This window comes from Ramlibacter aquaticus, assembly GCF_015159745.1.
Taxonomy (GTDB): Bacteria; Pseudomonadota; Gammaproteobacteria; order Burkholderiales; family Burkholderiaceae_C; genus Ramlibacter; species Ramlibacter aquaticus.
The window spans coordinates 112,943-121,320 of the sequence record NZ_JADDOJ010000001.1; the positions used below are offsets into that span (position 1 = coordinate 112,943).

Consider the following 8,378-nt stretch of genomic DNA (forward strand, 5'->3'; position numbering starts at 1 on the left):
GGGCCGATTTCTTTTCCGTAGATCGGAATTTTGTGTGTGCGAAGCTGCTATGCTTCCGCTCCGTAAGTCGGAATGGCGTGTGTGGCGCCTAAGACAACCAAGGGAGCAGTCTCGCCCTGTGACGAGGCATAAGCAGAACAGCGCACATGAACCAGCAAGCCCTCTCATCCCTGATCTGGTCGGTGGCCGACCTTCTGCGCGGCGACTTCAAGCAAAGCGAGTACGGCCGCGTCATCCTGCCCTTCACTGTGCTGCGCCGCCTGGACTGCGTACTGGCCCCTACGAAGGAGGCGGCGCTCAAGGAGCACGCTGACAAGCAGAAGGCCGGCATCGCATTCGAGCCCTTCGTCAAGCGCAAGACTGGCCTCGACTTCTACAACGTCTCGTCGCTGGACATGGGCAAGCTCATGGGCGACCAAGACAACATCCGCGCCAACCTCGACAGCTACATCCAGGGCTTCGCGCCGGACGTGCGCTCGATCTTCGAGCACTTCGACTTCGCGGCCACCGTCGAGCGTCTGCACAAGGCCAAGCTGCTGTACCTCGTAACCGAGAAGTTCTCGGCCATCAATCTCCACCCCAATAGCGTGGACAACGTCCAGATGGGGCTGGTATTCGAGGAGCTGATCCGCAAGTTCGCCGAACTCTCCAACGAGACTGCCGGTGAGCACTTCACCCCACGCGAGGTGATCCGGCTGATGGTGAACCTGCTGTTCATCGAGGACGGCGAGGCCCTCACCAAGCCAGGCGTGGTGCGCACGATGTACGACCCCACGGCCGGCACCGGCGGCATGCTGAGCGTCGCGGGCGAGTACCTGTTCGAGCTGAACCCCAAGGCCCGGCTGACCCTCTTCGGCCAGGAGCTGAACCCAGAGTCGCACGCCATCTGCAAGGCCGACATGCTGATCCGTGGACAGGACATCAGCAACATCGTCCTGGGCAACACCCTGAGCGAGGACGGCCTTCTCGGCAAGCTGTTCGACTACATGCTCTCCAACCCGCCCTTCGGAGTGGAGTGGAAGAAGATCGAGAAGGTCATCCGCGAGGAGCACGAGAAGCAGGGCTACAACGGCCGCTTTGGTCCCGGCCTGCCTCGTGTGTCGGACGGCTCACTCCTGTTCTTGCTGCACCTGTTGAGCAAGATGCGGCCCGAGAAGCAGGGCGGCAGCCGTATCGGCATCGTGCTCAACGGCTCGCCTCTATTCACCGGCGGTGCCGGCTCGGGCGAGTCGGAGATCCGGCGCCACGTGCTGGAGAACGACCTGGTGGAAGCCGTCGTCGCGCTGCCCACCGACATGTTCTACAACACAGGCATCAGCACCTACATCTGGGTGCTGAGCAACCGCAAGCCGGACGACCGCAAGGGCTACGTGCAGCTCATCGACGCCAGCAGCTTCTGGCAGAAGATGCGCAAGACCCTGGGTAGCAAGCGCAAGGAGATGAGCGACGAGCACATCGCGATGGTGACAAAGCTCTTCGGCGACTTCATCGAGGCCAGCCTCGTCACCGTGCTGGACGTCGACGGCAAGGAAGCAAGCCGCCAGGTGCTAATGGACGGTGAGCCGCTGCCCACGGCTCCGAAGGGCGGCAAGGTCAAGACGGTGCCGATTTCGCGCATCTTCCAGAACGAGGACTTCGGCTACCGCACCATCACTGTGGAGCGCCCGCTGCGCGACGAGAAAGGCCAACCCGTGCTGTTCGAGAAGGGCAAAGCCAAGGGCAAGCCGCAGCCCGACAGCAGCCTGCGCGACACCGAGAACGTGCCACTATCGGAGGACGTGGAAACCTACTTCAAGCGCGAGGTGCTGCCCCACGCGCCCGATGCCTGGATCGACCACGAGAAGACCAAAGTCGGTTACGAGATTGCGTTCAACAGACACTTCTACGTCTTCGAACCGCCTCGCGAACTGACCGAAATCGACGCAGACTTGAAGAAGGTCACTGACCGCATCAAGGCGATGATCGAAGGGCTCTCGGCATGAGTTTCCCGAGGTACCCGGTCTACCGGCAATCTGCGGTGGAGTGGCTTGGAGAAGTGCCCCAGCATTGGAAGGTTCTTCGCCTTAAGCACACGTGCGAGGTCTTTCCGAGCAACGTCGACAAGCATGCGCGCGACGACGAGCCGCCTGTGCGGTTGTGCAACTACACGGACGTCTACTACAACGAGCGCATCACGGCCGATATGCCCTTCATGGAGGCAACGGCCTCTGAGGAGCAGATCGTGCGATTCACGCTTAAGGGTGGTGACACGATCGTCACCAAGGACTCTGAGACGGCTGACGACATTGCCATCGCGGCATACGTACCGAAGGACCTACCTGGAGTGGTGTGCGGCTATCACCTATCGATGGTTCGCCCCAGAGGCGAGACGTGCGGTGCCTTCGTGAAGCGTCTGTTCGACTCGATCTATGCGAAGGCTAAGTTCGAGGTCACTGCAAACGGGCTGACGCGTGTGGGTCTAGGTCAGTACGCGCTCGACAACGTCGAGCTGCCGTTTCCGCCTGCCGAAGAACAGCAAACCATCGCCGACTTCCTTGACCGCGAGACCGCCAAGATCGACGCCCTGGTCGAAGAGCAGAAGCGCCTGATCGAGTTGCTCAAGGAGAAGCGCCAGGCGGTGATCTCGCAGGCCGTAACCAAGGGCCTCGACCCGAACGTGCCGATGAAGGAATCGGAGGTGGAGTGGCTGGGTGAGGTGCCGGCCCACTGGCAGGTTCTTCCTTGCCGGGCGATCGTGTCTGAGAAGACGGCGAAAAACGACGGGGCCGCCTGCAGTGACTACTTGTCGCTCATGGCTAATGTCGGCGTCATCCCTTATGCGGAAAAGGGCGACGTCGGCAACAAGGCTCCTGAAGACCTGAGCAAGTGCAAGCTGGTGGCGGCTGGCGACATCGTCATCAACAGCATGAATTACGGGATCGGCTCGTTTGGACTGTCTAATCTCAATGGTGTCTGCAGTCCCGTCTATATCGTGCTTCGTCCGATCGATGAGATGGTGGAGACTCGGTTCGCACTCCGCATCTTTGCGCATCGAACGTTCCAAACTTACGCTCAGTCGTTTGGGAACGGGATACTGGCTCACCGTGCTGCAATCGGTTGGGACACGCTGAAGTCGATTGGAGTACCGGTTCCCCCGCTAGACGAGCAGCGGTTGATCCTCGAACACGTTGATGCAAGTACAGCGAGGTTTGAAGCTTTGATCGTCGAGGCTGAAGCTGGGGTCGAACTGCTTATGGAGCGCCGCGCTGCGCTCATCTCAGCCGCTGTAACCGGCAAGATCGACGTGCGCGGCCTCGCGCCTCAACCAGAAGGTGCTGGCGCATGAGCGTTCACAAGGAAGTCCACTTCGAGGACGAGATCTGCGCTGACTTGGCCTCCGCCGGCTGGCTGCACGATGCCAGCGACGCCGCTCGCTACGACCGGACTCAAGCCTTGTTCGTGGATGACGCGGTGGGCTGGCTGAAGTCCAGCCAGCCCAAGACCTGGGAGACGATCGAGAAGACCCACGGCGACGCGGCGCCCAAGGTCGTCGCCGAACGCCTGCGCAAGGCCCTGGACACCCAGGGCACGGTGTCCGTGCTTCGCTTCGGCTTCGACATGATCGGCCTCAAGCACCCGATCGCCATGTGCCAGTTCAAGCCAGCGCTGGGCATGAACGCCGACTTGCAGGCCCGGTACGCCGCCAACCGCCTGCGGGTGGTGCGGCAGGTGCACTACTCGGTCCATCACGAGAACAGCATCGACCTGGTTCTGTTCCTCAACGGCATCCCGGTGACCACCTGCGAGTTGAAGAGCCACTACACGCAGAGCGTGCAGGACGCGATCTACCAGTACAAGACCGACCGCGAGCCCGTCTTCAAGCCCAAGAACGCGTCCGAGCCGCTGCTGGCCTTCCCAGGCGGGGCGCTGGTGCACTTCGCGGTGAGCAACACCGAGGCGGCCATGACTACGCGCCTCGCCGGCCTGGACACGAACTTCCTGCCCTTCAACCAGGGCAACGTCGGTGGTGCCGGCAACCCACCCAAGGCTGGCATAGCCACTGACTACCTGTGGCGCGAGGTCTGGCAGCGCGACAGCTTCCTGCAGATCCTCGGTCGCTATCTGGTGCCGGTGAAGAACACCAAGAAGCAGCTTGTCGGCTGGATCTTCCCGCGCTACCACCAGCTGACTGTCACCCGCAAGCTCGTGGCGGCCGTGACCGCGGAAGGCCCCGGTGGCAAGTACCTGGTCCAGCACTCGGCCGGCTCGGGCAAGACCAACTCGATCGCCTGGACAGCGCACTTCCTGGCCGACCTGCACGACGCGAACGACCAGAAGGTCTTCGACACGGTGATCGTGATCTCCGACCGCACGGTGCTGGACGACCAGTTGCGCGAGGCGATCATGGCCTTCGAGCGCACGCAAGGCGTGGTTGCCGTCATCACAGGCGAGGGAGCCAGCAAGAGCAAGGAACTGGCCGAGGCACTGGCAGCCGGCAAGAAGGTCGTGGTGTGCACGATCCAGACCTTCCCCTTCGCGCTGGAGGAGGTGCGCAAGCTGGCCGCCAGCAAGGGCAAGCGCTTTGCAGTGATCGCCGACGAGGCGCATTCCTCGCAGACGAACGAGACGGCGGCGAAGCTCAAGCTTGTGCTCAGCGCAGCCGATCTGGCCGAGTTGCAGGACGGCGGCGATGTGACGGCCGAGGACATCCTGGCGGCCCAGATGGCGGCCAAGGCTGGCGGAGAGGACGCAGGCATCACCTACGTTGCCTTTACAGCGACGCCCAAGGAGAAGACGCTTCAGCTCTTCGGCACGCGGCCCGACCCGAAGCGCCCGCCCGCGCCCGACAACATTCCGCAGCCCTTCCACGTCTACTCGATGCGTCAGGCGATCGAGGAAGGTTTCATCCTGGACGTGCTTAAGACCTACACCTCGTACAAGGTGGCGTTCTCGCTGGCGCATCACGGCAAGACCATCGACTCCAAAGAGGTCGACCAGTCCGAGGCCATGAAGGGGATCATGGGGTGGGTTCGACTGCACGAGTACAACATTGCGCAGCGCGTCCAGGTCGTGATCGAGCACTTCCGCAAGCACGTAGCCGGGCTGCTGGATGGCCAGGCCAAGGCGATGGTTGTCACAGCCAGCCGCAGGGAAGCGGTGCGCTGGCAGAAGGCGACACGCAAGTACATCGCCGACAACGGCTACAAGATCGAAGCGCTGGTTGCCTTCTCCGGTGAGGTGATCGACCCGGAAAGCGGAACCGACCCATTCACCGAGAACAGCAAGGACCTGAACCCGAGGCTCGGAGGGCAAGGCATCCGGGAGGCCTTCAAAAGTGGCGACTACCAACTGCTGCTGGTCGCCAACAAGTTCCAGACGGGCTTTGACGAGCCACTGCTGTGCGCGATGTACGTGGACAAGCGGCTGGCAGGCATCCAGGCCGTGCAGACACTGTCTCGCCTGAACCGCTGCTACCCGGGCAAGGACCAGACCTATGTGGTCGACTTCGTGAACGACCCGGCCGACATACTGGCCTCGTTCAAGCCCTACTACGAGACAGCCGAGCTGTCCGGCGTGACAGATCCGTACCTCGTGCACGAACTGAAGGCCAAGCTCGACGGTCAGGCGCTGTACGACACCTACGAGGTGGATCGCGTGGTCAACGTGGCCATCAAGGGCAAGAGGGCGAAGACCTCGGAACTGGATGCCGCGTTGCTTCCGGTGGCAAACAGGCTTCTTACAGCGTTCGCGACGTCCAAGAAGGCGTTCCAGGCCGCCGGCGATGACGAGATGAAGGCCAAGGCAGCGAAGGACACGATGGACTCGCTGATCCTCTTCAAGAACGACATCGCCGCCTACGTTCGCCTCTACGGCTTCCTGTCGCAGATCTTCGATTACGGCAACACCGACGTCGAGAAGCGATCAATCTTCTTCCGGCTGCTGCACCCACTGCTGACGTACGGGCGCGAACGCGATGGCGTGGACCTGTCGGCGCTGAAGCTCACGGCGTACACGATCAAGAGCATGGGTGATCCGACCCTGAACCTGGGCTCGGGTGATGCTGTGAAGATCGACCCGACCACCGACACAGGCGGCGGGCAGGTGCAGGACAAGACCAAGGTGGCGCTGTCCGAACTGATCGCCAAGGTCAACGACCTGTTCGAGGGCGACCTGACGCCCAACGACAAGCTTGTCTACGTCAACGACGTGATTAAGGGCAAGCTCATGGAGTCAGACAAGCTCCAGGAGCAGGCGGCAAACAACACCAAGGAGCAGTTCGCCGCCTCGCCCGACTTGGCTAACGAGATCCTCGGGGCAGTCATGGATGCGCTGACGGCGCACACCGCGATGAGCAAGCAGGCGCTGGAGTCCGAAAAGCTCCGCGCTGACATGAAGGATGTGCTGCTAGGCGCTGGCAAACTGTGGGAGGGCCTGCGAGAGAAGGCGTCCGGCGCAGCGGCGCCATCGTGAACCAGCACACCGACATCCTGAACCTGCCGCACGTTCGTGCGGTGGGCGTGCAACAGCACGAGACCCACTACGTCATCTCGGCGATCGGTGGCGTGGAGCCCACCACGTGCCCGCACTGCGGCAACGAGGCGTTGCATCGTCACGGGACGAAGCTGCAGTCGTTCATGGACACGCCGATGCACGGCAAGCGCGTCGAACTCAGTTTCGAGCGAAAGCGCTTCCGCTGCACGGCATGTGGCAAGACCTTGCTGGACTCACTGCCCTCAATGGACGGCAAGCGGCAGATGACCAGTCGCCTGGTGGCCTACATAGAGCAGCGCTGCATCCAGAGCACCTTCGCCGAAGTCTCACGAGAGGTTGGCGTCGACGACAAGACCATCCGGCACGTGTTCGATGACTACACGGCTCGCACGCAACAGACCGTCGTGTACGAGGTGCCGCGGGTGCTGGGCATCGACGAGTTGAAGATCGTCGGTGAGTACCGCTGCATGCTGACCAACATCGAGAAGAACTCGGTCTTCGATCTCCTCAAGACGAGGCGCAAGGTCGAGCTTCTGGCCTACTTCAAGGATCTTCGCGACAAGAAGAACATCGAGGTCGTGACGATGGACATGTGGAGCGTGTACCGACAGGTAGTCGCTGCACAGTTGCCAGGACGGCCGGTGGTGGTGGACAAGTTCCACGTCGTTCGAATGGCCAACGATGCGATCGAGCGCATCCGCAAGCGCATCCGCCGCGAGCTTGAGCCGAAGACACGGATCAAGATGAAGAACGAGCGCTTCGTGCTGCTCAAGCGGCTACATGAGCTGACAGACGAGGAGAAGGAAAAGCTCCAGGCCTGGTCAAAGCTCTACCCTGCACTGGCCCTGGCTCACGAGGCTAAGGAAGGGTTCTATGCCATCTACGACCAGCCCAATCGCAAGGCGGCAGAAGCAGAGGGGCGAGCTTGGTTGACAAGGCTCAGCCCACTGATCGCCACCGAGTTCCGTGAGACGGCCGGCGCACTGAACAGTTGGTGGCAGGAGATCTTCAACATCTACGACTACCCGGTGACCAATGCCTATACTGAAAGCGTCAACCGACTGGCCAAGGACGTGAACCGCATGGGACGCGGCTACAGCTTCGATGTGATCAGGGCTCGACTCCTGTTCGACCAGGAGGCTCGCAAGCCAACCTCTGGCGTGGTCAGAACGAAGTCCCGCAAGCCGGCTGCGGGCGGAGGTTCAGGAGGCTTCACTGCGGAGTTCCTCGCGGGAGCGGGGCCGAAGAAGCGGCCCGTGCTTCACGAGGTGATCGAGGAACGCAAGGTCGAGTACGGCCCGCACATTCCAACACTCTGCCGCCTTCTCGAAGAAGGCCACTTCGACTGAGATCCAACACCGGACTGGTCAAGAAGACCCAGTCCCTGGTTGTTGTCTTCCCACACGGGATTCCGGATACCCAAAAAAACGGCTTGCTGACCAAGCGACGGGGACGACGCAAGCGGCTTGCGCACCACGCTGGAACACCAAAACCCTGGCAGTGGCGGCAGCGCTGCTGTTGGGCTTCTCCACCTCGCCAGCGTTCGCACTCGGGCTGGGCCGCGTGACGGTCAAGTCCGCCCTGGGCGAACCGCTTCGCGCCGAGGTCGACATCACCGACATCACGCCGGATGAGCTGGCCTCGCTGCGTACCGACGTGGCCACGCCGGACACCTTCCGGGCGCATGGGCTGGACTACAACCCCGCCCTGGGCACCGTCACCATCACGCTGGAGCGCCGCCCCGACGGGCGTCCCCTGCTGGTGCTGCGCAGCCCGCGCGCCGTGAACGACCCCTTCATCGACCTCGTCCTGGAAACCAGCTGGACCGGTGGCCGCATCACCCGCGACTACACCCTGCTGTTCGATCCGCCGTCGCAGCGCCCTGCCCAGCCGCTGCAGGCCCAGGC

Annotated in this window: 5 protein-coding genes; all 5 read left to right on the top strand. The window is 62.2% G+C overall.

The features are described from left to right. Positions 1-146 precede the first annotated feature (146 nt). Positions 147-1,982: a type I restriction-modification system subunit M gene (locus tag IM725_RS00585; protein WP_193778611.1), complete on the top strand. Its 1,836-nt coding sequence runs from the start codon at positions 147-149 to the stop codon at positions 1,980-1,982. Further along, positions 1,979-3,325 (top strand): restriction endonuclease subunit S, encoded by a 1,347-nt coding sequence (locus IM725_RS00590; RefSeq protein ID WP_193778612.1) that lies wholly within the window; start codon positions 1,979-1,981, stop codon positions 3,323-3,325. Before IM725_RS00585 ends, IM725_RS00590 begins: the two co-directional genes overlap by 4 nt. Continuing rightward, positions 3,322-6,450 (top strand): type I restriction endonuclease subunit R, encoded by a 3,129-nt coding sequence (locus IM725_RS00595; RefSeq protein WP_193778613.1) that lies wholly within the window; start codon positions 3,322-3,324, stop codon positions 6,448-6,450. Before IM725_RS00590 ends, IM725_RS00595 begins: the two co-directional genes overlap by 4 nt. Continuing rightward, positions 6,447-7,820, top strand: a complete 1,374-nt coding sequence (locus tag IM725_RS00600) for an ISL3 family transposase (protein WP_193778614.1) — start codon at positions 6,447-6,449, stop codon at positions 7,818-7,820. Before IM725_RS00595 ends, IM725_RS00600 begins: the two co-directional genes overlap by 4 nt. Before the next feature lie 151 nt (positions 7,821-7,971). Next, the coding region (locus IM725_RS00605) for a type IV pilus assembly protein FimV (protein ID WP_407692489.1) at positions 7,972-8,378 on the top strand (407 nt) is incomplete at its 3' end.

Bases quoted from the DNA above. Each gene is read 5' to 3' on its own strand.
- IM725_RS00585 (WP_193778611.1), top strand. From the start codon at position 147: ATGAACCAGCAAGCCCTCTCATCCCTGATCTGGTCGGTGGCCGACCTT.
- IM725_RS00595 (WP_193778613.1), top strand. From the start codon at position 3,322: ATGAGCGTTCACAAGGAAGTCCACTTCGAGGACGAGATCTGCGCTGAC.
- IM725_RS00590 (WP_193778612.1), top strand. From the start codon at position 1,979: ATGAGTTTCCCGAGGTACCCGGTCTACCGGCAATCTGCGGTGGAGTGG.